The following is a 23,250-nucleotide window of genomic DNA, read 5'->3' as shown; positions in this document are numbered from 1 at the left end:
AGCTGCACTCTTTTTTTCTGGGAGTTTCGTAAATGGCAGTTGCCTCCGGCGCCTATAAGAAAGCCCTCGAGGGCGACCAGACACCTAAAAAGGTGCTGGTCAAAATCGACCGGGTCACGAAGAAGTTCGACGAGACGATTGCGGTGGACGATGTGTCCCTGGAAATCAAGAAGGGCGAAATCTTCGCCTTGCTCGGCGGATCGGGTTCGGGCAAATCCACCTTGCTGCGCATGCTTGCAGGCTTCGAGCGCCCAACGGAAGGACGCATTTACCTCGACGGTGTGGACATCACCGACATGCCGCCGTACGAGCGGCCGATCAACATGATGTTCCAGTCCTACGCCTTGTTCCCCCACATGACCGTGGCCCAGAACATCGCGTTTGGCCTGCAGCAGGACAAGATTCCCAAGTCGGAAGTCGACGCCCGCGTGGCCGAGATGCTCAAGCTGGTGCAGATGAGCCAGTACGCCAAGCGCAAGCCGCACCAACTGTCTGGCGGTCAACGCCAGCGGGTGGCACTGGCGCGTTCCCTGGCCAAGCGTCCGAAACTGCTGCTGCTCGATGAGCCGATGGGCGCACTGGACAAGAAGCTGCGTTCGCAGATGCAGCTGGAACTGGTTGAGATCATCGAGCGCGTAGGCGTGACCTGCGTGATGGTAACCCACGACCAGGAAGAGGCCATGACCATGGCCGAGCGCATCGCGATCATGCACCTGGGCTGGATTGCCCAGATCGGCAGCCCGATCGACATCTATGAGACGCCGACCAGCCGCCTGGTGTGCGAGTTCATCGGCAACGTCAACATCTTCGAAACCCAGGTGGTGGACGACGCCGAAGGCCATGCGGTGCTCAAGTGCCCGGACCTGGACCGTAACATCTACGTCGGCCACGGCATCGCCACCTCGGTGGAAGACAAGTCGGTGACCTACGCCATCCGCCCTGAAAAGCTGCTGGTGACCAGCGAAATGCCGACCTGCGAGCACAACTGGTCCAGCGGCAAGGTGCACGACATCGCCTACCTCGGCGGCCACTCGGTGTTCTACGTCGAATTGCCGAGCGGCAAGCTGGTGCAATCCTTCGTGGCCAACGCCGAGCGCCGTGGCCAGCGCCCAACCTGGGGCGACCAGGTGTACGTGTGGTGGGAAGACGACAGCGGCGTGGTACTTCGCTCATGAACATGAAGAAGTTCAAACGCCAGCTGCAACGAATAACCCCCGGTGGCCGGCATGTGGTCATCGGGATCCCTTTCCTCTGGCTGTTCCTGTTTTTCGCGCTGCCATTCTTCATCGTCTTGAAGATCAGCTTTGCCGAAGCCGACGTGGCGATCCCGCCTTACACCGAGATCTACACCTTCGTTGAGCAAAAGCTGCAATTGGTGCTCAACCTGGGCAACTACGCGATGCTCGGCGACGATGAGTTGTACATCGCCGCGTACCTGGGCTCGCTGAAGATGGCGTTTTTCAGCACCATCCTCTGCCTGCTGATCGGCTACCCGATGGCCTACGCCATTGCCAGCGCGCGCAAGGAAATCCAGACCGTGCTGGTGCTGCTGATCATGATGCCGACCTGGACGGCGATCCTGATCCGCGTCTATGCGTGGATGGGCATCCTCAGCAACAACGGTTTGCTCAACGGCTTCCTGATGTCCATCGGGCTGATCAACGAACCGCTGCAGATCCTCAACACCAACATCGCGGTGTACATCGGCGTGGTCTATTCGTACCTGCCGTTCATGATCCTGCCGCTCTACGCCAACCTGGTGAAGCACGACCAGAGCCTGCTGGAAGCCGCATCGGACCTGGGTTCGAGCACCTTCAACAGCTTCTGGAAAATCACCGTGCCGCTGTCCAAGAACGGCATCATCGCCGGCTGCATGCTGGTGTTTATCCCGGTGGTGGGCGAGTTCGTGATCCCGGAACTGCTGGGTGGCCCGGAAACCCTGATGATCGGTAAAGTGTTGTGGCAAGAGTTCTTCAACAACCGTGACTGGCCGGTGGCGTCTGCCTTGGCGGTAGTGATGCTGGCGATCCTGATCGTGCCGATCATTCTGTTCAACCGCAGCCAAGCCAAAGAGATGGAGGGCAAGATATGAAGCGCGTCAGTTTCTCAAGCTTCATGCTGGTGGCGGGGTTGCTGTTCATCTACCTGCCGATGCTGATCCTGGTGATCTACTCGTTCAACGAATCCAAACTGGTGACGGTGTGGGGCGGTTGGTCGGTGAAGTGGTACGTCGGCCTGTTGGACAACACCCAGTTGATGGGCTCGGTCGGTCGTTCCCTGGAAATCGCCTGCTACACGGCGATTGCGGCGGTGGCGCTGGGTACGTTGGCGGCGTTCGTGCTGACACGTATCAGCCAGTTCAAGGGCCGCACGCTGTTCGGCGGCCTGGTGACGGCACCGCTGGTGATGCCGGAAGTGATCACCGGTCTGTCGCTGTTGCTGCTGTTCGTGGCCATGGCGCAGATGATCGGTTGGCCTCAGGAACGCGGCCTGGTGACCATCTGGATCGCCCACACCACGTTCTGTTCGGCGTATGTGGCGGTGGTGGTGTCGGCGCGCTTGCGTGAGCTGGACCTGTCGATTGAAGAGGCGGCGATGGACCTGGGTGCGCGGCCGTGGAAGGTGTTCTTCCTGATCACCATCCCGATGATCGCGCCGTCGCTGGCGGCGGGCGGCATGATGTCGTTCGCGCTGTCGCTGGATGACCTGGTACTGGCCAGCTTTGTGTCGGGGCCGGGTTCGACCACGTTGCCGATGGAAGTGTTCTCGGCGGTGCGTCTGGGGGTTAAACCCGAGATCAACGCCGTGGCCAGTTTGATTCTGTTGGCGGTGTCGATCGTGACGTTCCTGGTGTGGTTCTTCAGCCGTCGTGCGGAAGAGATGCGCAAGAAAGCGATCCAGCAGGCGATTGAAGAAGCGGCTGCGGATGGTTGGGAGAAGCCGGCGGATTCGCGTCGCGCACCGGCACCGGTCTAATCAGGTCTATCTGAAGAAACCGGATCAAAAATGTGGGAGCGGGCTTGCTCGCGAAAGCTGAGTGTCAGTCACTGGATATGTCGACTGATCCACCGCCTTCGCGAGCAAGTCGAATCGTCGCACCGCCGCTCCCACATTTTGATTGCATTCCAATTTCGGGTTAAGCAGTCCAAGGTGATTTACGAATCACCTCGACAAAGTTCATCGGCTTGAACCCCGGCTCCTGATCCACCAACACATCGGTCTTCACGTTGCCGAACGTGGTCTGCGGACGATGGCGCAGGCCATCGGCAAACGCGCAGATGATGCACTCCTTGAACCCTTCACCTCGTGGATGCGCATGCACCACTGCTTCGCGCTGCACGCTGGTAAACGCCGCGTACTCCATCCCCAGCACGTCCATTTCCACGCCAGCGGTCACCAGCGCCACAGTCGGACGCAAATGCTTGGGCACGCCCGGCGTGGTGTGCAGGGCAATCGACAACCACACCTGCTCGATGTCGTCATCGCTCAGCCCGTAAGGCTTGAGAAAGTCCGCCGCTGCATTGGCGCCGTCCACTTCAAAGCGCTCGTCATCACTGCGGTGACCTTCCACCAAACCCAGATCGTGGAACATCGCGCCGACGTACAGCAGCTCCGGGTCATAGGCCAGTTGCTGGCGCTCACCGCTCAAGGCGCCGAACAGGAACACCCGGCGGGAGTGGTGGTAAAGCAGGTCGGATTCGATGTCGCGGATGTATTCAGTGGTGGCCTTGGCCAGGGCGCTGTCCGGGATCTTGATGCCGGCGATGGTGGTGCTCATGGTCGTTGTCCTCAAGAAAGCGCCGGGTTGGCGCCGATGAGTCCAGTCTGGTCGTGCGCTCGCGAGGGGGCTACCGTGGTGAGGGAGTGATCCCGGCCAATGTGCCGCGGTATCGCGCCAAGGCTATGCGCAATCAACTGTAGGAGCTGGCTTGCCTGCGATAGCATCACCTCGGTATACCTGATGGACCGAGTCGCTTGTATCGCAGGCAAGCCAGCTCCCACAGGGGTTTTGCATTTAATCAGTTAGAAAAAGGTGTTCCTGCTCATGGGCAAAACCGTCGCCATCCTGATCTTCCCCGGCGTCCAGTCACTGGACGTGACCGGCCCCCTGGATGTGTTTTGCGAGGCCAACCGTTTTCTGCCGCCCGAGGAGCATTACCAACTGGAGGTGATTGGCCTGGGCCACGGCAACATGGCCTGTTCCAACGGCTTGTCGTTGCAGGCGCACCGGCATTTCAGCGAAGCCGTCGAGCCCTACGATTTGCTATTGATGGCCGGCGGGCCGCAGTTGCCGTTCGAGGATTTCGGCTCGGCGTTCAATCAATGGCTGCGTGATGCCAGCGCGCGAGCCAAACGTTTCGGCTCCATCTGCAACGGCGCCTTCATGCTCGCCCGTGCCGGTCTGCTGGACGGGCGCACCGTCACCACCCACTGGGGCGACGCGGCCGGTCTGGCCAGTTTGTGCCCATCGGCCCAGGTCGAAGCCGACCGCCTCTACGTGCAAGACGGCAACCTCTACACCTCGGCCGGGGTGACGGCGGGCATCGACCTGTCGCTGTACCTGCTGGCCCAGGACCACGGGCCGGAAGTCGCCCTCAGCGTGGCCAAGCGCCTGGTGGTGTTCACCCAGCGTTCAGGCGGGCAGTCGCAGTTCAGCCCGTTCCTTACACCCCACGCGGAAGCCACCTCGGCGGTGGCGCTGGTGCAGCTGTATGTATTGGCCAACCTGACAGGCGACTTGACCATCGCCGACCTGGCCAAGGCCGCCAACATGAGCGCGCGCAACTTCTCGCGGGTATTCGCCCGGGAAGCGCAGATCACCCCGGCCGAGTTTGTCGAGCGGGCGCGGGTGGACGCGGCGCGGGTGATGCTGGAAAGCACCCACGCACCGCTCAAGACCGTGGCGTATCAATGCGGCTTTCGCGATGCCCAGCACATGCGCAGTGTGTTCAACCGCCGGTTGGGCGTGACGCCGCAACAATTCCGGCTTAACTTTGCGGCGCCGGTTTGAGCGTGTCGTAGGCTTCCAGGGCACGCAGCGAGTAGATATACGCCGCACCGGCATTCAGCGAAATCGCCGTGGCCAGGGTCGCCGCCACTTCTTCGCGGGTAGCGCCGGCCTTGATCGCCGCGTCGGCATGCACGCCGATGCAACCGTCGCAGCGCGTGGTGATGGCCACGGCGATGGAAATCAGCTCACGGGTCTTGGCATCCAGGACGTTGTTTTCCTCGGCAGCTTCCCCCAGCGCCATGTAGGCTTTGACCATCTTCGGGTTGCTCTTGCCCAGTGCGCCAAAGGCTTTCTTCACGGTAGGCAGCAAGTCGGACCAGTTATTGAACATCGCGTTAACTCCTGAACGGGTTGGGTGTGAAACCAGTCTGGGCCGTTCCGGTTTGGCGGTATTGTTCAATCCGCTCATCTTTTTGACCGATGCTCGCAAATGAACTCCATCGACACCTTGATCGCGTTGGCCAACCTGCGGGGCAGCCTGGACCTGCGTTGCCAGTTCCAGGGCGCCTGGGCCATGGACCACGAGCCCGAGCCGCTGGGCGTGGCGCCGTATCACATTGTGCTGGCGGGCACGTGCCGCGCCGAATTGTCCGGTGGGCAGCAGGTGACGCTGGAGGAGGGCGACATCCTGTTGATGCCCGGCGGCGCGACGCACCTGGTGCGCAGCCAGGGCGTGCGGGTGAAGCCGGTGGCGCAGACCGTGATCGAGGGCGGCCTGTTGCCGATCCATCGCCTGGGCGGTGAGCAGCCGGACGTGGACATGCTTTGCGGCAGCTTTCGCTATAACCGTCAGTCGTTGTTGTTCAGTGCGTTGCCGGACTATCTGGTGGTGTCGAGTCGGCAGTGGCAGGCCGATGGGCAACTGGCTGCGCTGATTGCCTTGCTGCGCAGCGAGGCAGATGGGCAGCGACTGGGCGCCAGATTTTTTATCGATGCACTGTCGTCGGCGTTGTTCACCCTGATCCTGCGGGCCTGGCTGACGCAGCAAGCGCCCGTGGCGGGCACCTTTGCCTTGCTGGCCGACAAACGCCTGGGCAAGGCCTGGCAGGCGATGCTGGCGGAGCCCGGGCATGAGTGGACCATCGACAGCCTGGCCAGCGCCGCGTCGATGTCCCGGGCGACGTTCATGCGTGGGTTTGTCAAAGTGGCCGGCGTGTCGCCGTGGGTGTTGTTGACGCAACTGCGCATGGAGTTGGCGTTCAACCTGCTGCAGCATTCGCGGCTGAGCCTGACGGATATTGCCGCCCAGGCGGGGTATCAATCCCAGGCGGCGTTCAGCAAGAAATTCAAAGAGACCTACGGTGAAGCGCCGGGGCGGCTGCGAGCACGATAGACGCAACAAAGCAGATCAAAATGTGGGAGCGGGCTTGCTCGCGAAAGCGGTGGATCAGTCAATACATCTGGTGACTGACACTCCGCATTCGCGAGCAAGTCGAATCGTCGCACCGCCGCTCCCACATTGGGTCTTCTGTTTCTTCAGTTATTGCGGTGTGCGGGCCGGCAACAGCTTCAGCGTACTACGGGTATTCGCTGTCACTTCCTCATCATTGAAATGCGCCTGCTCATACCCGCCTTCGATATAGGTTTCCGCCTGGTCGGAGTAGTGCTTGTCGAACGGCACGCCACTCTGCCCGACCGGGTTGATGGTCAGCGCATGCGCCGCATCGGCGAAGTCGATCAGGCGTCGGGTCGATGGGCCATACGTCACTGGCCATGGCGCCGGGCCGATCTGTGCGGATTGGTTGTTAGGCACTTCATGAGTACCGGGAGCGGCAAACGGGCCGACGTTGACGATTTTGTCCAACGGCTTCTGCGAGCCCAGCGGATGGCCGTGGGTCAGGGTGTGGGCCTTGCCCCATTGCCACTGCGACGGGTCGTCGCCGAAGGTCGCCTTGAGGTGTTGCAGGCTGTTGTCCCACGCGAGCTTGACGGTCTCGGCGCGGTGGCCATCCCACCAAGGCGAATCCGCTGAAGCGGTCAGGCGCGGTAAGGCTGCATCCACCACCCGGGTGGTGAGCAAGGTCTTGAACATCGCATCGCCCAGTTTTGGGTGGAACGCGGCGTCAGTGAGGTTGAACAGGAACTGGTTGAACAGCGTGGCACTGGTGGAATCCAGCGGGTAATCGCCTTTCCACGTTGCCAATTGCTCCACCAGTTTCAACTGCGCCGGGTCCTTGACCACCTCACGCAGCACCGGCAGCAACGGCGCCAGCAGCCGTGGGCCGTAGGCAGTGGTGGTGCCGAGCTGCAAGGCCTGGCTGTTGTCCACATCCCATTTCACGCTGTTGTCGCTCAACTGGGCATTCAACTGCTGGCCACGGTCCGCCAGGTTGTAATAACCGGGAATCGGCATGCCGGTGGGGGATGCCGGCTGGGCGTTGGCCGACACCACGTAACCGCGGGCCGGGTTTTCTTCCTGGGGGTTGGCGCTGAACGGGTAGAAGCCGAGCTTGTCCGCCTGGGCGGTGCTGCCGTCGAGGATAAAACCCGGGTTGACCCCGGCGGGGCGGATCGGCAATTGCGCCGCTGCCCACCAGCCGATATCGCCCTTGGCATTGGCCCACACGATATTCAAGCCAGGCGCCTGGACCTTGGCCGCCGCCGCACGGGCCTTGGCCAGCGTGTCGGCACGGTTGAGCTGGTAGAAACCGTCGAGGATCGGGTTCTCGGTGTTGAGGAACGCCCACCACATGGCAATCGGCGTCTTGCCGGCGTTTTCGCCGAGCACATCGTTGATGATCGGGCCGTGGGGCGAGGTGCGCAGGGTCATGGTCACCGGGTCCTGGCCCTTGACCGCGATCTGTTGCTCGCTGCTGGTCATGTCCACCCACTGGTCGTGGTACCAGACCTGGTTGGGGTTGTCCGGGTTGACCTTCTCGGCGATCAGGTCGAGGTCATCGTTCTGGAACATGGTCAGGCTCCAGCCGAAATCCTTGTTGTGGCCCAGGAACGCCACCGGCACCAGCGCGTTGTGATAACCGTAAAGCTCGAAACCCGGCGCTGACAGCTGCGCCTCGTACCACACCGATGGCACCGAGAAGCGGATATGCGGGTCACCCGCCAGCAACGGTTTGCCGCTCTTGGTGCGGCTGCCGCTGATGGCCCAGGCGTTGCTGCCTTCGAACTGCGGCAGGCCGTTCTCGGCCAGTGCCTGTTCACTCAGTTGGGCGATGGCGCCGAGGTCTTTCCAGTCACCGGCCGCCAGGTTCAGTGCGCCCTTGGGCTGCCAGTCGAGGTCGAAGACCTTCAGGTAATCGTTGCCCAACTGATCGCGTACGTAGGTCAGCAAGGGTTCGGTACGGAAGGCGGCGGCAAAGCTGTAGGCCAGGTAGCCGGCGACGCTGATGGTGTCTTCGGCGGTAAACGGACGCTTGGGGATGCCCAGTACGTCGAACTCCATGGGTTTGGCGTGGCTGTCCTGATACTGGTTGACCCCGTCCAGGTAGGCTTGCAGGGCCTTCCAGGACGCAGACTCATGGTCCATGTGTTCGACGTAGCCCAAGGCACGCTCGCGAATGCGCAGGCTGCGAAACAGTTTGTCGGTTTCCAGCAACTTGGGCCCCAGCACCTCGGCCAGTTCGCCACGGGACAGGCGCCGCATGATCTCCATCTGGAACAACCGGTCCTGGGCATGCACGTAGCCGAGGGCGCGGTACAGGTCGGTCTCATTCTCGGCGCGGATATGCGGCACGCCTCGGTCGTCGTAGCGCACGGTGACCGAGCCTTGCAGGTGGGCCAGCTCCACCGTGCCCTGGCGGGTCGGCTGCTTGCTGTACACGTACCAGCCGGCGCCAACCATAAGGGCTACGAGCAGGATGGCCAGCGCGGTCAGGATGCGTTTCATGGGGTGTCCCTTATTAGTCGGTCGCCGTGAAGATTCGGGCAGTTTAGTGGGTTTGGCGAGCGCTGCGGAAAATGCTCTCGGGTTCGTGCTCCCTGAACCTGAGCTGCATGAAGTCGGGGTTCTGACGTGGGCCGCGGGTGGGCGGAGTATTATGTTTACTCTGTTACATGAAACCAGCGGCGCGATGATTCACCCCGTCATCCGGGCGCGCCTTTGCTATCACTTTCGGAATGCAATTTATGACAGATCCCAGCCGTGCACAGGTGCCTTATGCCTGCTGCATGGAAACGCCATCGCTGATCAGCCACTTTTTGCGATACCCGCCGGTGGGCTTCAACGCCCGGCTGTCAGCACAGGGACTGCCGTACTTTTTCACCCGGTTCGACCTGCAAACCACCGCCGACGATGAGCTGCGTGCCCGCCTGCGCAGTTGGCCGGGATACCGTCTGTGGCAGTCGTGGCTGCAAGTCGACACCTGTTTTGTCGGCACCACGGTCAGCGAGTATTCGCCGTTTCCGCTGAGCGTACCGCCACAGGAGATGGCGCAATGGCTGCAACAGGAATGTGCGCCGCAACGCAAACTCACCGTCGTCAAAGATGTGCCGCTGGATTCTCCGCTGCTCAGCGTCGAGGACAATCGCTACGCACTCGCGTTGATCGAGGCCTGCACCCAGCGTGGCTTTATCAGTGTGGAGGGCCAGGCGCTGGCCTATGTGCCGATCGACTTCAGCTCGACGGACGAGTACCTGTCGCGGTTGTCCCACAGCCGTCGCCGCAATATCCGCCGCAAGCTACGCAGCCGTGATGAGCTGCGCATTGAGATCCTGGACACCGGCGATGCCCGCTTCAGCGATGAGCAATGGCAGCAGGAACTGTATCGGCTGTACAAGGCGGTGTACGAACAGAGCGAAATCCACTTCGACTTGCTCACGCCCGACTTCTTCATCCAGTTGCTCACTGATGCCGACAGCGGCGGGCATGTGTTCTGTTACTGGGACGAGGACGAGCTGGTTGGCTATAACCTGTGCTATCAGCAAGACGGCAAGTTGCTCGACAAGTACATCGGCCTGAACTACCCGCTGGCACTGGAGCACAACCTGTACTTCGTCAGTTGGTTTGTGAACCTGGAGTTCGCCCTGGAAAAGGGCCTGCAGTTTTATGTCGCGGGTTGGACCGACCCACAGGTCAAGTCCAGCCTCGGCGCCAAGTTCACGTTTACCCGCCATCTGGTCTGGGTGAGGAACCCGCTGCTGCGCAAAGTGTTGAACCGTTTCCGGCACCATTTTGAAAGCGATATGCAGTGGCAGCAGGAGCAAACCGCATGAGCCAGGCCCGTCCCGCATTGATCCTCGATTTTGACGGGGCCGTGAATAACATTCCCGGCGCCATTACCCTGCCGCTGCAAGCCTGGCAGGAGACGATCCGGTTCGGTTGCCGCTGGGCGCAGTTCAAGGAACTGGAACGTGCGCTGCAAACACAGATGCCCAGTGACTACGGCTGTGTGTTCACCGGCAGCGGTGACTACCACCATCTCAGCCAGTTGCTGTTGAACCGCCTCCCCACCCAGCAAAGAATCCAACTGATCATCTGCGATAACCACCCGGACAACATGCGCTATCCGTTTGGTATCCATTGTGGGTCCTGGGTCTACTGGGCCAGCCGTTTGCCGCAGGTCGAGCATGTGCATGTGCTGGGCATTGGCTCGCCGGACATTTCCCTCAAGCACGCCTGGGAGAATCACTGGTCGCCGTTGGTGAAACACAAGCTGACCTACTGGAACACCAACGTCGATACCCGCTGGTTGAAGTGGATCGGCGCAGGCCGCAGCAATCGTGCATTCGCCAACGCGGACGAGCTGATGAGCGCGTTCCTGGCGCAGCTCGACCGGTCGTTGCCGGTGTATCTCTCCATCGACAAAGACGTGCTGAGCCCGCAGGTGGTGAATACCAACTGGGACCAGGGCGAGTTTCTGGAGACGCATTTGAATCAGCTGATCGATGCATGCCACGGCAGCATCATTGGCGCGGACATCACCGGCGACGTCTCGGCTTATCACTACCAGAGCAAGTTCAAGCGTTGGCTGAGCGCATCGGATGGCCAGGAAGCGTTGCCGGAGAACCAGGTGGTCATCTGGCAACAGCAGCAGAATGAGTTGAATGCACGCTTGTTGACCCGCATCGATCAGAGCTGGGCTAGCGTTTAAGAATTCGCCGTAGATGATCCAGCACTTGCTCGAACAGTTCGTCCGTCAGCCAGTGGCTGTTGCTGATCGACAGGGTTTGGGCGGCGAAGCATTGCGCACGCGGGGTCGCGACGCCTTGCTGCAAGAGCGGGGTGAGTGCCGGGTAGCCCGGCAAGACGTGGATGAACAGGCGGGTGACGCCCAGGCCCGATGTCCACAGCTGCGCCATGGCGGTATCGCGGGTTTGTGCGCTGGGCATCACCACCATCAGGAACGGCCAGGTGCCTTGCTGGCCCGGGCCGTCGGTCAACACCGAGACGCCGGGCAAGCTGTTGAGCAACGCCACGCGGCGCAACGCCCGCAGGCGCCCTTGCTGCAAATGTTCGGGCAAGCGTGTCAGCGCTGCAGCACCTACTTTTTGGCGATAGCCGCCCAGACGGTGCAACGGGATATCGTTGACGGAAAAGTCGTCGCCGACCGCCGCCACTTCATCGCCCCGCGCCAGCGCCGCCCGCAACGGCTTGCCGTACACGTACTTGAGCCCGCGAGGCTGATACGCCGCGGCATAGCCCCACAGCTCGGCGCTGCGTTGCACTTCCCAGCGCAGGCTGAACGGCAAGTCCTGCCGGCATTGCTGGTGCAATGCCTGATGCAGCGCCGGGTCCCGGCTGAATAACACGCCGCCTTCGGCCGTCGTCAGGCCTTTGCCCAGCGCCATGCTGAAAAAGCCGATGTCGCCTTTGAGCCCGACGCTTTTTCCGTCATCCAGCGCGCCCATGGCTTGGGCGGCATCTTCGATGATCGCCACGCCAAGCGGCTCGGCAATGCGCTTGGCGGCATCCACATCCGCCACACGCCCGGCCAGGTGGGTGACGACGATCGCCAAGGTGTTTTCGTTGCACAGCTGCGCCAGCTGTTGCTCGTCCAAGTCGATGCTGCCGGGCTGTAAATCGCACGGCACCACCCGTAGAGGCGGGCAGTGGTGGGCAGCCAGGGCCACCAGCGGGCAGGTGTAAGCCGGCACGATAAGCTCGGTGCGCCCAGGACTACGTTGCTGCAACACCCGCAGCGCCATGATCAGGGCGGCAGTGCCGGAACAGGGCAGGGCCGGCAGCGGGATATCGAGTTGCTGGGCCAGCGAGCGGGCCAGGTCGCCCGAGAGGTTGAACAAATCCCGCCAGCGCAGGGGAAGGCCCGCTGTTGGCGGAGTCTCCCGGCCGGCAACGCGGGTCATGACGCCAGCGTCTGCGAGGGCTCGGCCTCGACGGTCTTGCTCTCTTTTTCTTCGCTGCGCGCCAGGCACAGGATGCCCGCGATAATCAGCGCGCCACCGACGATTTTAGGCAGGGTCAGGGTGTCGTTGAACAGCCAGACGGAGATCAGCGTCACACTGATCAGCTCCAGGTGTGACGCCGCAAACGCCGGGCCGACCGGCGCGTATTTCAACAACGTCATCCAGGTAAAAAACGCGCCGATGTAGCCAACAAATGCACCGTAGATCCACGGCGCACCGAACACGCGTATCAGCCACGCGGCGTCCATCGTCAGTGGCTCGGCGTGAATCGAGGCGAACTTAAAGCTGACTTGCGCCAAGGTATCGAAAACGATCAGCGACAGAAAACCCAGGATATAAAACCGTTTCATTACTCAAACCCCACGACGGTCACGCCACAGGCGATCAGCATGATGCCGATCAACCGCCATTTGGTCAGGCTTTCCTTGAACAGGAAACGCCCGGCAATCATGATCACGACAATATTGATGGAGCCCAGCATCACCCCGACCGACAACGGCACCAGCGTCAGGAAGGCCAGCCACAGCACGAATTCGAAGACATAGCAGATGATGCCCAGCCAGATCCACGGACGCTTGAGCATATGGCGCCAGTGGGCCATGCCGTCATGCTCGGCGCTGGCTGAGGCAGCGGCTTTAAACGCCAACTGGCCGGACGTATCAACGATGACGTTGAGTATCCAGAGGATGATGGTTAATTGGCTCATGTGTTCCCGTGTCGTCTGCTTGTGCGCCTGGCACCGACGACTCAAACGCCGTCCGCCCCACTAGCTGCTCACGATACAGGAGCATGCCGATACAGTTATTTGAGTTTGCCGAATGAACAGCGTCTGTTCAGCTTGGCGTGTCGCCTCAGGGTGGAGGGGCGGCCGCGCTCCACTCGCAGTAACAGCCTACCGCCAGGGTGTGGGTCGCATTGACCTCGCGCCCGACTCCGAGGGCTTGCAGGATGGGTTCGATAAAGCTGTTGCTTGAGTTACACGTCAGCCCTTCGCTGTAGGGCCCGAAGTAGGCCAGCTTGCCGCTGCGGTCCCAGATGCCTACGGCGGGGCTGGCAGGCAGGTGTTGGGCGCCTGGCACGGCCTTGAGGGCCTTCATCGCGCCGAGGGTCGCGGGCAGTTGGCCGTGGCTGCCGGCTTTCTGCAGGGAATAGAACTCTACGCCTTGGGGCGCGTACTGCTCGATCAGCTCGCTTAGGTGCTGTTGATTGCCGACATTGCACGGGCAGGCCGGGTCCCAGAAGTGCACCAGGCGGATCGGGCCCGGACCGGCAAGCTCGGCCGGCAGGCTCAGGCTGTCACCGGAAAACACCGCCGTATGCTCACTGAACGCCCGCAGGTAGCGCCCCTGAAACCAGTCATACGCCGCCCATAACACCCCGGCGCAAATGATCACGATCAGGCTGGCGAAGAGGGTGGTGCGGTAGGGCTGTCGCATTTGGATCGATCCTCGGAGGACGCGTAGCTTGCCATGCTTGCCCTGACAGATGAATATCGCGGCTCGATATTCATCTGTTCAATGCGTTGAAGCCACAGTCTGGAAGTTCTTATGCCCGTTACGTTTGACCCTGATCATCTACGCGAAAGCTTGCGGTCCCTGGTGGACGCGCAGCCGCTTTCTGCCGAGGCCCGGGTCTACCAGCGCTTCTATGGCCTGGACCTGCCCTCCCGCAAGGTGCCCGCAGTGAGCCGCCTGGGGCGGGTTGCGGTGGATGGGTTCGAGGTGGTCTGCCAGGTGTGGTGGCCGCCCGTTCCGGTGGCGACGATGTTCCTGTTCCATGGCTTCTACGACCACATGGGTTTGTACCGCAATGCCGTGGATTGGGCGCTGGACCAGGGCTTTGTGGTGATCGCCTGCGACTTGCCGGGCCATGGTTTGTCCAGCGGCGCGCGGGCCAGCATCGATGACTTTGCGGTGTACCAGAACGTGGTGCAGGCGTTGTTTGAACAGGCCAGGGCGTTGCAATTGCCGCAGCCGTGGCACCTGTTCGGGCAAAGCACCGGCGGCGCGATTGTGGTGGATCACCTGCTTAACCATGGCGTCGACAGCCCGGCCCAAGGCAAGACCTTTTTGCTGTCACCGCTGGTGCGCCCCCGTGCCTGGGGTTGGTCGCAGCTCAGCTATTACCTGTTACGGCCGTTCGTCAAAGGTATCGCCCGGCGTTTCAGCGATAACACCAACGACCCGCAGTTCAGGCCGTTCCTGGAGGCCGACCCGTTGCAGCCCCGGCAACTGCCGACCGCGTGGGTGGGCGCCTTGGCGCGCTGGATCAAACGCATTGAAGCCGCGCCACGCAGTACGCGGCGGCCGGTGATCGTGCAGGGCGAGGAAGACATGACGGTGGACTGGCAGCACAACCTGAAGGTGCTGCGCGGCAAGTTCGACCAGCCGGAGATCTTGATGCTGCCGCGTGGCAGGCATCATTTGGCGAATGAGATTCCGGAGATTCGGCAGGTGTACTTCAAGTTTCTAAGTGATCACTTGTAGGAGCGAGCTTGCTCGCGAAAAACCAGAGAGCACCGCTGAGTGTCAGGTTCCCCGCGTAATCGTTGACGACCATCGCGAGCAAGCTTGCTCCTACAGGCTGATCACGGCGCCAGGCTTGAGGTGCTCTGCCCGACCGCCAGGCCGGCGCGAATCGCCGCCAATGCCGCCTTATAGTACGCCTTGCCATCTGGCGACTCCGCGAAGGTGGCGAACTCCTCCAGTTCCGGGTCAGACAGATCCCGGTAGACGTACAGCAACGTGTTGTTCAAATCATTGCCAATCTGCTGCATCAAGCGCTCACGCTGGCCGTTCAACATGCCTTGCGCCTGACCGCCGCCCAACAGGCCGGGGATCATCTGGCTCAAGCTGTCGGCCGCCACACCGGCAATCGCCAGGCTGACTTCAGCCCCGGCTTCCCGCGCAGGCAGCGCCTGGGCCAGGTGGCCGATGATCAGGCTGCGGGTGGCGTCGGCCTCCATATGCGGCAAGCCCTGGGCATTCTTCGCCAGTTGATCCCGGCGCGTGGCCAGCAACTCGGCGGCGACAATCTTGCGGCCAAGGGGCGATTGGAAAAAGGCCAACGCCGGCTTCGGGTCCGCCAGGTTCTTGCGCAGTTGTGCCTCAGCGCGCTGGTCTACCGACTGGGGCGCAAAGCGTTTATTGCTGTTGTCCACCAGCGCTTGATACACCGCCGGCGGCAAGCTGTTGCGGTAGCGTTGCTGGGCGGCACTGAGGGCGTCATTAAAATGCGCGCGCTGGTCTGCCCAGCCGGCGACCTTGTACAACTGGTCATGGCTGTCTGCCCAGGCGGGCAAAACGCAGAGCATCAGCAAGGAAAAAAACAAACGACGCATAGGGACTCCTGTCAGTCGGCCACTATTGTCCGTGTCGGGCGTAGGATTTGTCGAGAAATCCTATCGGTCACCTGACTAAAGTGTATTCAGACGCTCGGCGGCTCTGTCGGATTCACAGGCGTATGGATACTATGCGCGCCATGCCCATACCCTCCGATCACCCGCTGCTGTTACGCATTGTCGATGACCTGGCCGCACAAGGCTGGTCGCAGCAGAATATCTTCCTGCCCGAGGCTCTGACCCTCGAACTGGCGGCTGAGTGCCATAAACGCGCCGCCGAGGGTGAATTGGCGCCGGCAGCCGTCGGGCGCGGGCCGTCCCAGGAGATTCGCGAGGGCATTCGGGGTGACCATATCCAGTGGCTGGAGCCGGGTGAAGTTGTCGCCTGCGACACCTACCTCGAACTGATGGACAGCCTGCGGGTGGCGATGAACCGGGGCCTGTTCCTGGGCCTGGAAGACTTCGAAAGCCACTTCGCGATGTACCCGCCGGGGGCGTTTTACCTCAAGCATGTAGACCGTTTTCGCGATGACGACCGGCGCATGGTGTCGGCAGTGATCTACTTGAACAACGCCTGGCTGCCGGAGCATGGTGGCCAGTTGCGCATGTACCTCAAGGGCGACGTTGAATACGATGTGGTGCCCATCGGCGGTTGCCTGGTGGTGTTCCTGTCGGGGGAGATCCCCCATGAAGTCATGCCCGCCACCCGCGAACGCCTGTCCCTTACCGGCTGGTTTCGCCGGCGGGGTAACGAGCCGTTCTGATGATGCAAAAGATTCTGGTCAGCCGCTGCCTGCTGGGGCACCGGGTACGCTACGACGGAGGGGCCAGCGGGCCTTTCGACCAACTCGCCGCATGGCAGGCCGAAGGCCGGGTGGTTGCCGTGTGCCCCGAGGTTGCGGGAGGTTTGCCGACGCCACGGCCGTCAGCCGAGATCCCGGGCGGGCAGGGGATTGATGTGTGGGAAGGCCGCGCACAAGTGCTGACGGCCCAAGGCGAAGACTTCAGCGAAGCTTTCCTCGAGGGTGCCCGCCAAGCGTTGGCCTTGGTGCAGCGTCACAACATCCGGGTCGCCGTGCTCAAGGCCAACAGCCCGTCTTGCGGCAATCTGCTGACCTATGACGGCACCTTCACCGGCGTGAAGGTCACGGGCGAAGGCGTGACGGCGGCATTGCTCAAGCGCCATGGGGTGTTGGTGTTCAGTGAGCTGGAGTTGCCCGAAGCGGCATTAGCACTGGCAAAATTCTCAAGCCCGACATAGAACAAAAATGTGGGAGCGGGCTTGCTCGCGAAAGCGGAGTGTCAGTCACCCGATGCTCAAGCTGACCCACCGCATTCGCGAGCAAGCCCGCTCCCCCATTGACCGAGTCGTTTATTCGGCCTTTTTGACCGGCTTGCTCGCATCCATTCCGAACCACTTCTCCGACAACGCCGTCAGCCGGCCATCGGCCTTTACTCGCTGCAGGGCCTTGTCCAGGCTGGCCTTGAACGCCGGGTTACCTTTCTGGAACGGAATCGCCAAACTCAGCGTAGGGCCGACGTCTGCGCCTTCCTTCACCGGCAACTGGCTGTCGCGAATTGCGTAGGGAACCAGCAACCGGTCACTGATGGCGGCATCGATCTGTTGGTCAGCGACGTCCTTGATCGGCTGCTTGGCATCGGCATAGCTGCGCAAATCAACGCCCTCGGCGGTGCGCGCCTGCTCCACAAACTGGCTGCCCTGGGCCACGCCCAGCGCTTTGCCCTTGAGCGCCGCGAAGCTGCCCAGTGGGCGTTGTTCCTGCTTGCGCACGATCAGCTGTGCACTGGAGTAACTGTAGGGCTCGCTGAAGTCGAAACGATCCGCCAGTTCAGGAGTCATAGCGATATGGTTGATGGCCACGTCGTACTTGGCGCTTTCCACGCCCGCCAGCAACTCGGCGGCATCGACGGTGATAAAGGAGGGGCGTACGTCCATTTCCTTGGCCAGTAACTCACCTAGCTCCACTTCAAAGCCGGTGAGTTTGTCGCCTTCCTTGAAGTTGAAGGGCGGGGTGTTGGCTTCCAGGGCGATGCGCAATTCCCCACGGTCAAACACATCGTCGATCAGTTCGGCGTGGGCCAAGGGGCTCACAAGGGGAAGTAAAAGTAACAGGCCAGGCAGGAAGCGCATGGTCTCTCCTAAAGAATTCGAATGAGCGAGGCGCTGTTCCGGCTCGCTTTGCTATGGTGTTGAGTGCCTTGGACAGCAATTTGTCGCGAAGTTGTCATAACCCTACAGATTTCACCGAAAAACTGGAGAAGTGAATGAAAGCCTTTTTGACCCGTGCAACCCTGGCCAGCCTGCTGCTGGGTGCTTCGATGTTGGCGACCGCTGCTGATGGCATCCCGCGCAGCGCTCCACCAGAAGGTGCCAAAGTGTTCATCGTGTCGCCAAAAGACGGCGCCACTGTCGATAAAACCTTCACCGTGAAATTCGGCATGGAAGGCCTGAAACTGGCCCCGGCCACCAGCCAGGACCCGGGCACCGGCCACCACCACCTGTTGATCGACCAGAAAGCCCTGCCTGACGCCAGCGTGCCAATCCCGGCCACCGACACCGTGATCCACTACGGCAAGGCCCAGACCGAAACCGAGCTGACCCTCACACCAGGCAAGCACACGCTCCAACTGGTAGCCGGCGACAAGCTGCATATGCAGTTCAACCCGACTGTAGCGTCAAAAGTCATCACGGTTAACGTGAAATAAAAAACGGGAGCCCCTTGCGGGGCTCCCGTTTTTTATTTGTAGGAGCGAGCTTGCTCGCGAAAAACCTGAGGGCACTGCGTGCATCCAGGATGCACGCGTTTTCGTTAACGTTTTTCGCGGGCAAGCCCGCTCCTACAGGATTAAAACAACACGCGGCTACGGATAGTGCCTTTGATGTGTTGCAGCTTCTCTTGCGCCAGGTCCGAGTATTCGGCGTCTACGTCGATAACCACGTAGCCGACTTTCTCGTTGGTCTGCAGGAACTGACCGGAAATGTTGATACCGTTTTCCGCGAAGACCTTGTTGATCTCCATCATCACGCCAGGGATGTTCTGGTGGATGTGCAGCAAACGGTGCTTGCCAGGGTGAGCCGGCAGGGCCACTTCCGGGAAGTTGACCGAGGACACCGACGTACCGTTGTCGCTGTACTTGACCAGTTTCTCCGACACTTCCAGGCCGATGTTGGCTTGGGCTTCAGCGGTGGAGCCGCCGATGTGCGGGGTCAGGATCACGTTGTCCAGGCCGCGCAGCGGGCTTTCGAAGATGTCGTCGTTAGAGCGCGGCTCTACCGGGAACACGTCGATGGCGGCGCCGATCAGGTGCTTGTCCTTGATCGCGTCGGCCAGGGCGTCCAGCTCAACAACAGTGCCACGTGCGGCGTTGATCAGGATCCCGCCCTTCTTGATGGCACGGATTTCCTTCTCGCCGATCATCCACTGGGTCTCAGCGGTTTCCGGTACGTGCAGGGTCACGATGTCGGACATGCCCAGCAGCTCGGTCAGGCTCGACACCTGAGTGGCGTTGCCCAATGGCAGCTTGGTCAGGGTGTCGTAGAAGAACACCTGCATGCCCAGGCCTTCGGCCAGAACCGACAGTTGAGTGCCGATCGAGCCGTAACCGACGATACCCAGCTTCTTGCCGCGGATTTCGAAGGAGTTGGCTGCGCTCTTGATCCAGCCGCCACGGTGGCAGGAGGCGTTCTTCTCAGGAATACCGCGCAACAGCAGGATGGCCTCGGCCAATACCAGCTCAGCCACGGAGCGGGTGTTGGAGTACGGTGCGTTGAACACCGCGATGCCGCGCTCGCGCGCTGCGTTGAGGTCGACCTGGTTGGTGCCGATGCAGAAACAACCTACAGCGACAAGCTTCTTGGCGTGATCGAAGATCTCTTCGGTCAGCTGAGTGCGGGAGCGAATGCCGATAAAGTGCGCGTCGGCGATCTTTTCCTTGAGCTGGGCTTCCGGCAGAGAACTGGTGATGTACTCAATGCTGGAGTACCCAGCAGCCTTCAGAACTTCGACGGCCGATGGGTGGACGCCTTCCAGAAGAAGGAACTTGATCTTGCTCTTATCGAGAGAAGTCTTGCTCATCTGCGTAAACCTGTATCCCGGAGAAAAATGGCAGGGAATCGGATCGCGTAAGCTGACCCGGACGGCAGGAAAGCCGTCACCGCAGAACGCCCTTGGGCACTATCCTGCGGGGGCGGTATGCTAGCATACGTGCCCCGCTAAACACCCATTCCTGCGACGTGAAGCGTTCTCAGGATGACCATGAATTGTTCGAGAGTTCTGTCGATGACCCATCCTGCCCTGATTGATGAGCTGAAGACCCTGGTTGAGCCTGGCAAGGTCCTGACCGATGCTGACTCCCTTGAGGCTTACGGCAAGGACTGGACCAAGCATTTCGCCCCAGCCCCGGTGGCCATCGTCTTCCCGAAGACCACCGAACAGGTGCAGGCCATCGTCCGTTGGGCCAATGAACACAAGGTGGCGCTGGTGCCGTCCGGTGGCCGTACCGGCTTGTCGGCTGCTGCGGTGGCGGCCAATGGCGAAGTGGTCGTGTCGTTCGACTATATGAACCAGATCCTCGACGTGAACCTCACCGACCGCACCGCCGTGTGCCAGCCGGGCGTGGTCACCAAGCAATTGCAGAACGTCGCCGAAGAAAAAGGCCTGTACTACCCGGTGGACTTCGCTTCGTCCGGTTCCAGCCAGATTGGCGGCAATATCGGCACCAATGCCGGCGGGATCAAGGTCATTCGCTACGGCATGACCCGTAACTGGGTCGCCGGCATGAAAGTCGTCACCGGCAAGGGCGACCTGCTGGAACTGAACAAAGACCTGATCAAGAACGCCACCGGCTACGACATGCGCCAGCTGTTCATCGGCGCGGAAGGCACCCTGGGCTTTGTGGTCGAAGCGACCATGCGCCTGGACCGGGCGCCTAAAAACCTCACCGCGATGGTGCTCGGCACCACCGATTTCGACTCGATCATGCCGGTGTTGCACGCCTTCCAGAGCAAGCTGGACCTGACCGCCTTCGAGTTCTTCTCCGACAAGGCCCTGGCCAAAGTCCTCGCGCGCGGCGACGTGCCGGCGCCGTTCGAGTCCGACTGCCCGTTCTACGCGCTGCTGGAATTTGAAGCGACCACCGAAGAAGTGGCCAACGACGCCCTGGCCACGTTCGAACACTGCGTGGAGCAGGGCTGGGTGCTGGACGGCGTGATGAGCCAGAGCGAAACCCAACTGCACAACCTGTGGAAGCTGCGCGAGTACATCTCCGAGACCATCTCCCACTGGACGCCGTACAAGAACGACATTTCGGTGACTGTGTCGAAAGTGCCGGCCTTCCTGAAGGAAATCGACGCGATCGTCGGCGAACACTACCCCGACTTCGAAATCGTCTGGTTCGGCCACATCGGCGACGGCAACCTGCACCTGAACATCCTCAAGCCGGAAAACCTGAGCAAGGACGAGTTCTTCGCCAAGTGCGCCACCGTGAACAAGTGGGTGTTCGAGACCGTACAGAAGTACAACGGCTCGATCTCCGCCGAACACGGCGTGGGCATGACCAAGCGCGACTACCTGACCTACAGCCGCTCGCCGGTTGAAATCGAATACATGAAAGCAGTGAAAGCGGTGTTCGACCCGAACGGGATCATGAACCCGGGCAAGATTTTCGCTGTTTAACAGTCCCTGAAGGAGTCGGTCCATGAGCTACCAGCACAAATATGTCGACGGCACCAATATTCACTTTCCGCTAGGGAAAGTGGTGTGCATCGGGCGTAACTACGCCGAACACGCCAAGGAACTGGATAACCCGGTACCCACCGAGCCGCTGCTGTTTATCAAGCCAGGCAGCTGCGTGGTGGCGTTGGAAGGCGGTTTCGCCATTCCTACCGAGCGCGGTTCGGTGCACTACGAAGCGGAAATCGCGGTGTTGATCGGCAAGCCGCTGTCGACCAAGCCGAGCCGCGAGGAAGTGCTGGACGCCATCTCCGGCTTCGCCCCGGCCCTGGACCTGACCCTGCGGGACAAACAGGCCGAGCTGAAAGCCAAGGGCCTGCCGTGGGAAATCGCCAAGTCGTTTGATGGCGCGGCAGTGATTGCACCGTTCGTGGTCGGCAGTACCTTCCCGGATGTGACTGACATCGGCATTCGCCTGACCATCAATGGCGAAGTGCGCCAGGACGGCAACAGCGCGATCATGCTCAACCCGATCATCCCGATGATCCAGTACATGGCCGGTTGCTTCTCGCTGCAGGCCGGGGATGTGATCCTCACCGGTACGCCGGCAGGCGTGGGCCCGCTGAACGTGGGCGATGAGCTGGTGCTGGAATTGCCGGGTGTGAGCCGGTTCGAAAGCAGCGTTCGCTAAATACCTGGCGACACGCGGATAAAAATGTGGGAGCGGGCTTGCTCGCGAAAGCGGTGTATCAGTGGCAGATTCAGTGACTGACACTGCGCATTCGCGAGCAAGCCCGCTCCCACATTTGATCGGTGTATGGCTGCAAAATCGGGTTTTTGCATTTTTTTCACACCCCATCCGGATAATCCTCAGCCTCCTGCGCGCGGACCTTGTGATCCTGTGCTATCCCCTAAAGCTGACTTTCTGGAAAGCGTAATGGCCGTGCCTCTTCCCTCCGTAAAACCCACGCTGCGTTCACGCCTTGCCATGCGCTGGTATTCCTGGCTGTTCCTGGCCGGCGCGATCATTTATGGCGTGGCCTGGGCCATGCATTGGGACGATCGCGGCGTGTTGTGGGTGGCGGAGGGCTTCGAAACCCCGACCGAGCGCTTGGAAAGCGTCTGGCTCCCGGACTACCACGCGGTGATCGACGCCAAGCTGCTGCCCGGCATGGAGAAGGACGAAGCCTCGGACCTGGCCTATAACCCGCTGACCAAGACCCTGTTCTCGGTCATGGGCAAGAACCCGTTCCTGGTTGAGCTGACCCTGCAAGGCGACGTGCTGCGCAAGATGCCGCTCAACGGCTGGAACAACCCGGAAGGCTTGACCATGATGGAAAACGGCCTGATGGCTGTGGTCGATGAGCGTCAGCACAGCCTGACCATCATCAAGGTTGACCCGCAGACCCAGCAATTGAACAAAGCCGACTTCCCGTCCTATGACCTCGGCCCCTCGAAGGACCAGAACAAAGCCTTCGAAGCGATCACCTGGGACAAGCGCAATCAACAGCTGATCCTCGGCGAAGAACGCCCGCCGGCGCTGTTCACCTGGAAAAGCGACGGCAGCCAGACCCTCACCGGTGACAAGCAAAAGCTCGCCAGCACTGAACTGGACATGCGCAACCTCTCGGCACTGACCGTCGACCCGCGTACTGGCCATCTGCTGGCGCTGTCGGCCGATTCCCATCTGCTGCTGGAACTCGACGAAAAGGGCGAGCAAGTCAGCTTCATGACTTTGCTCGGTGGCTTCAATGGCTTGAAGAACACCATTCCCCGTGCCGAAGGCGTAACCATGGACGAGAACGGCACGCTGTACATGGTCAGCGAGCCGAACCTGTTCTACCGTTTCGAGAAACAGGCGCAATAGTTCGATTACGTCAGATTTT

24 protein-coding genes are annotated in these 23,250 nt (G+C 61.0%); 14 read left to right on the top strand and 10 right to left on the bottom strand.

From position 1 onward, the window contains the following. Positions 1–32 precede the first annotated feature (32 nt). Genes ACA046_RS31230 through ACA046_RS31220 form a run of 3 tightly spaced genes read left to right on the top strand, consistent with a single transcriptional unit; the run spans position 33 to position 2,976 of the window. Entirely contained in the window at positions 33–1,175 is a 1,143-nt protein-coding gene (locus ACA046_RS31230; RefSeq protein ID WP_076013053.1) for an ABC transporter ATP-binding protein, read from the top strand. Next, positions 1,172–2,092: an ABC transporter permease subunit gene (locus ACA046_RS31225; protein ID WP_076013052.1), complete on the top strand. Its 921-nt coding sequence runs from the start codon at positions 1,172–1,174 to the stop codon at positions 2,090–2,092. The genes ACA046_RS31230 and ACA046_RS31225 overlap by 4 nt, the downstream gene beginning before the upstream one ends. Beyond that, a complete protein-coding gene (locus tag ACA046_RS31220; RefSeq protein WP_167664054.1) occupies positions 2,089–2,976 on the top strand; it encodes an ABC transporter permease subunit in 888 nt (295 codons plus the stop codon). The genes ACA046_RS31225 and ACA046_RS31220 overlap by 4 nt, the downstream gene beginning before the upstream one ends. 160 nt (positions 2,977–3,136) lie before the next feature. Here the strand turns inward: ACA046_RS31220 and ACA046_RS31215 are convergent, their stop codons facing one another. Beyond that, on the bottom strand, positions 3,137–3,778 hold the full coding sequence (locus tag ACA046_RS31215; RefSeq protein ID WP_459024522.1) for an HD domain-containing protein: 642 nt from the start codon (positions 3,776–3,778) through the stop codon (positions 3,137–3,139). A 267-nt stretch (positions 3,779–4,045) separates the two neighbouring features. On the opposite strand from ACA046_RS31215, the gene ACA046_RS31210 reads away from it, so the two are divergent. Next, entirely contained in the window at positions 4,046–5,011 is a 966-nt protein-coding gene (locus ACA046_RS31210) for a GlxA family transcriptional regulator (RefSeq protein ID WP_459024520.1), read from the top strand. On the opposite strand, the gene ACA046_RS31205 is transcribed toward ACA046_RS31210, so the two are convergent. Then, positions 4,989–5,342, bottom strand: a complete 354-nt coding sequence (locus ACA046_RS31205; RefSeq protein WP_016973032.1) for a carboxymuconolactone decarboxylase family protein — start codon at positions 5,340–5,342, stop codon at positions 4,989–4,991. The two genes, ACA046_RS31210 and ACA046_RS31205, sit on opposite strands and share 23 nt — an antisense overlap. Positions 5,343–5,441: 99 nt before the next feature. Here ACA046_RS31205 and ACA046_RS31200 point away from each other — a divergent pair, with 99 nt between their 5' ends. Continuing rightward, entirely contained in the window at positions 5,442–6,344 is a 903-nt protein-coding gene (locus ACA046_RS31200) for an AraC family transcriptional regulator (protein ID WP_459024518.1), read from the top strand. A gap of 147 nt (positions 6,345–6,491) precedes the next feature. Here the strand turns inward: ACA046_RS31200 and ACA046_RS31195 are convergent, their stop codons facing one another. Beyond that, positions 6,492–8,855: a penicillin acylase family protein gene (locus tag ACA046_RS31195; RefSeq protein WP_459024516.1), complete on the bottom strand. Its 2,364-nt coding sequence runs from the start codon at positions 8,853–8,855 to the stop codon at positions 6,492–6,494. A gap of 239 nt (positions 8,856–9,094) precedes the next feature. Between ACA046_RS31195 and ACA046_RS31190 the strand changes: the two genes are divergently transcribed. Both ACA046_RS31190 and ACA046_RS31185 read left to right on the top strand, forming a co-directional pair. Next, positions 9,095–10,180 (top strand): GNAT family N-acetyltransferase, encoded by a 1,086-nt coding sequence (locus tag ACA046_RS31190; protein WP_459024514.1) that lies wholly within the window; start codon positions 9,095–9,097, stop codon positions 10,178–10,180. Further along, a complete protein-coding gene (locus tag ACA046_RS31185) occupies positions 10,177–11,058 on the top strand; it encodes a hypothetical protein (RefSeq protein ID WP_459024512.1) in 882 nt (293 codons plus the stop codon). The genes ACA046_RS31190 and ACA046_RS31185 overlap by 4 nt, the downstream gene beginning before the upstream one ends. On the opposite strand, the gene ACA046_RS31180 is transcribed toward ACA046_RS31185, so the two are convergent. From ACA046_RS31180 to ACA046_RS31165, 4 genes are all read right to left on the bottom strand, one after another. Next, positions 11,048–12,271, bottom strand: a complete 1,224-nt coding sequence (locus ACA046_RS31180) for a DegT/DnrJ/EryC1/StrS family aminotransferase (protein WP_497675568.1) — start codon at positions 12,269–12,271, stop codon at positions 11,048–11,050. The two genes, ACA046_RS31185 and ACA046_RS31180, sit on opposite strands and share 11 nt — an antisense overlap. Next, positions 12,268–12,681: a DMT family transporter gene (locus ACA046_RS31175; RefSeq protein WP_167664060.1), complete on the bottom strand. Its 414-nt coding sequence runs from the start codon at positions 12,679–12,681 to the stop codon at positions 12,268–12,270. Before ACA046_RS31175 ends, ACA046_RS31180 begins: the two co-directional genes overlap by 4 nt. After that, positions 12,681–13,037: an EamA family transporter gene (locus tag ACA046_RS31170; protein WP_076013043.1), complete on the bottom strand. Its 357-nt coding sequence runs from the start codon at positions 13,035–13,037 to the stop codon at positions 12,681–12,683. Before ACA046_RS31170 ends, ACA046_RS31175 begins: the two co-directional genes overlap by 1 nt. Before the next feature lie 145 nt (positions 13,038–13,182). Continuing rightward, positions 13,183–13,767, bottom strand: coding sequence for a DUF6436 domain-containing protein (locus ACA046_RS31165; RefSeq protein WP_497675567.1), 585 nt, complete (start codon positions 13,765–13,767; stop codon positions 13,183–13,185). 111 nt (positions 13,768–13,878) lie between these two features. On the opposite strand from ACA046_RS31165, the gene bipL reads away from it, so the two are divergent. Then, positions 13,879–14,817: a phospholipase BipL gene (gene bipL, locus ACA046_RS31160; RefSeq protein WP_497675566.1), complete on the top strand. Its 939-nt coding sequence runs from the start codon at positions 13,879–13,881 to the stop codon at positions 14,815–14,817. A 101-nt stretch (positions 14,818–14,918) separates the two neighbouring features. Here bipL and ACA046_RS31155 read toward each other — a convergent pair whose 3' ends face one another. Beyond that, positions 14,919–15,671 carry a DUF2059 domain-containing protein gene (locus tag ACA046_RS31155; protein WP_063026433.1) on the bottom strand — a complete coding sequence of 251 codons (753 nt, stop codon included), beginning with the start codon at positions 15,669–15,671 and terminating at the stop codon, positions 14,919–14,921. Between the two features lie 131 nt (positions 15,672–15,802). On the opposite strand from ACA046_RS31155, the gene ACA046_RS31150 reads away from it, so the two are divergent. After that, positions 15,803–16,435 carry a 2OG-Fe(II) oxygenase gene (locus ACA046_RS31150; protein ID WP_076013039.1) on the top strand — a complete coding sequence of 211 codons (633 nt, stop codon included), beginning with the start codon at positions 15,803–15,805 and terminating at the stop codon, positions 16,433–16,435. 2 nt (positions 16,436–16,437) lie between these two features. Next, positions 16,438–16,932: a 2-thiouracil desulfurase family protein gene (locus tag ACA046_RS31145; RefSeq protein WP_497677154.1), complete on the top strand. Its 495-nt coding sequence runs from the start codon at positions 16,438–16,440 to the stop codon at positions 16,930–16,932. Between the two features lie 111 nt (positions 16,933–17,043). Here the strand turns inward: ACA046_RS31145 and ACA046_RS31140 are convergent, their stop codons facing one another. Continuing rightward, positions 17,044–17,823, bottom strand: a complete 780-nt coding sequence (locus tag ACA046_RS31140) for a transporter substrate-binding domain-containing protein (RefSeq protein WP_497675565.1) — start codon at positions 17,821–17,823, stop codon at positions 17,044–17,046. Between the two features lie 134 nt (positions 17,824–17,957). Here ACA046_RS31140 and ACA046_RS31135 point away from each other — a divergent pair, with 134 nt between their 5' ends. Further along, a complete protein-coding gene (locus tag ACA046_RS31135) occupies positions 17,958–18,398 on the top strand; it encodes a DUF4399 domain-containing protein (protein ID WP_063026439.1) in 441 nt (146 codons plus the stop codon). Positions 18,399–18,538: 140 nt separating this feature from the next. On the opposite strand, the gene serA is transcribed toward ACA046_RS31135, so the two are convergent. Further along, a complete protein-coding gene (serA, locus tag ACA046_RS31130) occupies positions 18,539–19,768 on the bottom strand; it encodes a phosphoglycerate dehydrogenase (RefSeq protein ID WP_076013037.1) in 1,230 nt (409 codons plus the stop codon). Between the two features lie 204 nt (positions 19,769–19,972). On the opposite strand from serA, the gene ACA046_RS31125 reads away from it, so the two are divergent. From ACA046_RS31125 to ACA046_RS31115, 3 genes are all read left to right on the top strand, one after another. Beyond that, a complete protein-coding gene (locus ACA046_RS31125) occupies positions 19,973–21,367 on the top strand; it encodes a D-2-hydroxyglutarate dehydrogenase (RefSeq protein WP_076013036.1) in 1,395 nt (464 codons plus the stop codon). Between the two features lie 22 nt (positions 21,368–21,389). Continuing rightward, complete coding sequence (locus ACA046_RS31120; RefSeq protein ID WP_010167806.1) at positions 21,390–22,055, top strand: fumarylacetoacetate hydrolase family protein; 666 nt, start codon at positions 21,390–21,392, stop codon at positions 22,053–22,055. Between the two features lie 246 nt (positions 22,056–22,301). Continuing rightward, on the top strand, positions 22,302–23,231 hold the full coding sequence (locus tag ACA046_RS31115) for an SdiA-regulated domain-containing protein (RefSeq protein ID WP_459024499.1): 930 nt from the start codon (positions 22,302–22,304) through the stop codon (positions 23,229–23,231). The last annotated feature ends 19 nt before the right edge of the window (positions 23,232–23,250 follow it).

The organism is Pseudomonas sp. LBUM1641, from assembly GCF_059716235.1.
Note: the sequence above shows the minus strand (reverse complement) of the source record. Positions and strands in the feature narration are given on the sequence as shown.

Bases quoted from the DNA above. Each gene is read 5' to 3' on its own strand.
- ACA046_RS31125 (WP_076013036.1), top strand. From the start codon at position 19,973: ATGACCCATCCTGCCCTGATTGATGAGCTGAAGACCCTGGTTGAGCCT.
- ACA046_RS31210 (WP_459024520.1), top strand. From the start codon at position 4,046: ATGGGCAAAACCGTCGCCATCCTGATCTTCCCCGGCGTCCAGTCACTG.
- ACA046_RS31190 (WP_459024514.1), top strand. From the start codon at position 9,095: ATGACAGATCCCAGCCGTGCACAGGTGCCTTATGCCTGCTGCATGGAA.
- ACA046_RS31195 (WP_459024516.1), bottom strand. From the start codon at position 8,855: ATGAAACGCATCCTGACCGCGCTGGCCATCCTGCTCGTAGCCCTTATG.
- ACA046_RS31120 (WP_010167806.1), top strand. From the start codon at position 21,390: ATGAGCTACCAGCACAAATATGTCGACGGCACCAATATTCACTTTCCG.
- ACA046_RS31225 (WP_076013052.1), top strand. From the start codon at position 1,172: ATGAACATGAAGAAGTTCAAACGCCAGCTGCAACGAATAACCCCCGGT.
- serA (WP_076013037.1), bottom strand. From the start codon at position 19,768: ATGAGCAAGACTTCTCTCGATAAGAGCAAGATCAAGTTCCTTCTTCTG.
- ACA046_RS31220 (WP_167664054.1), top strand. From the start codon at position 2,089: ATGAAGCGCGTCAGTTTCTCAAGCTTCATGCTGGTGGCGGGGTTGCTG.
- ACA046_RS31115 (WP_459024499.1), top strand. From the start codon at position 22,302: ATGGCCGTGCCTCTTCCCTCCGTAAAACCCACGCTGCGTTCACGCCTT.
- bipL (WP_497675566.1), top strand. From the start codon at position 13,879: ATGCCCGTTACGTTTGACCCTGATCATCTACGCGAAAGCTTGCGGTCC.
- ACA046_RS31175 (WP_167664060.1), bottom strand. From the start codon at position 12,681: ATGAAACGGTTTTATATCCTGGGTTTTCTGTCGCTGATCGTTTTCGAT.
- ACA046_RS31215 (WP_459024522.1), bottom strand. From the start codon at position 3,778: ATGAGCACCACCATCGCCGGCATCAAGATCCCGGACAGCGCCCTGGCC.
- ACA046_RS31140 (WP_497675565.1), bottom strand. From the start codon at position 17,823: ATGCGCTTCCTGCCTGGCCTGTTACTTTTACTTCCCCTTGTGAGCCCC.
- ACA046_RS31170 (WP_076013043.1), bottom strand. From the start codon at position 13,037: ATGAGCCAATTAACCATCATCCTCTGGATACTCAACGTCATCGTTGAT.
- ACA046_RS31185 (WP_459024512.1), top strand. From the start codon at position 10,177: ATGAGCCAGGCCCGTCCCGCATTGATCCTCGATTTTGACGGGGCCGTG.
- ACA046_RS31180 (WP_497675568.1), bottom strand. From the start codon at position 12,271: ATGACCCGCGTTGCCGGCCGGGAGACTCCGCCAACAGCGGGCCTTCCC.
- ACA046_RS31165 (WP_497675567.1), bottom strand. From the start codon at position 13,767: ATGCGACAGCCCTACCGCACCACCCTCTTCGCCAGCCTGATCGTGATC.
- ACA046_RS31135 (WP_063026439.1), top strand. From the start codon at position 17,958: ATGAAAGCCTTTTTGACCCGTGCAACCCTGGCCAGCCTGCTGCTGGGT.
- ACA046_RS31200 (WP_459024518.1), top strand. From the start codon at position 5,442: ATGAACTCCATCGACACCTTGATCGCGTTGGCCAACCTGCGGGGCAGC.
- ACA046_RS31150 (WP_076013039.1), top strand. From the start codon at position 15,803: ATGCGCGCCATGCCCATACCCTCCGATCACCCGCTGCTGTTACGCATT.
- ACA046_RS31230 (WP_076013053.1), top strand. From the start codon at position 33: ATGGCAGTTGCCTCCGGCGCCTATAAGAAAGCCCTCGAGGGCGACCAG.
- ACA046_RS31145 (WP_497677154.1), top strand. From the start codon at position 16,438: ATGCAAAAGATTCTGGTCAGCCGCTGCCTGCTGGGGCACCGGGTACGC.
- ACA046_RS31205 (WP_016973032.1), bottom strand. From the start codon at position 5,342: ATGTTCAATAACTGGTCCGACTTGCTGCCTACCGTGAAGAAAGCCTTT.
- ACA046_RS31155 (WP_063026433.1), bottom strand. From the start codon at position 15,671: ATGCGTCGTTTGTTTTTTTCCTTGCTGATGCTCTGCGTTTTGCCCGCC.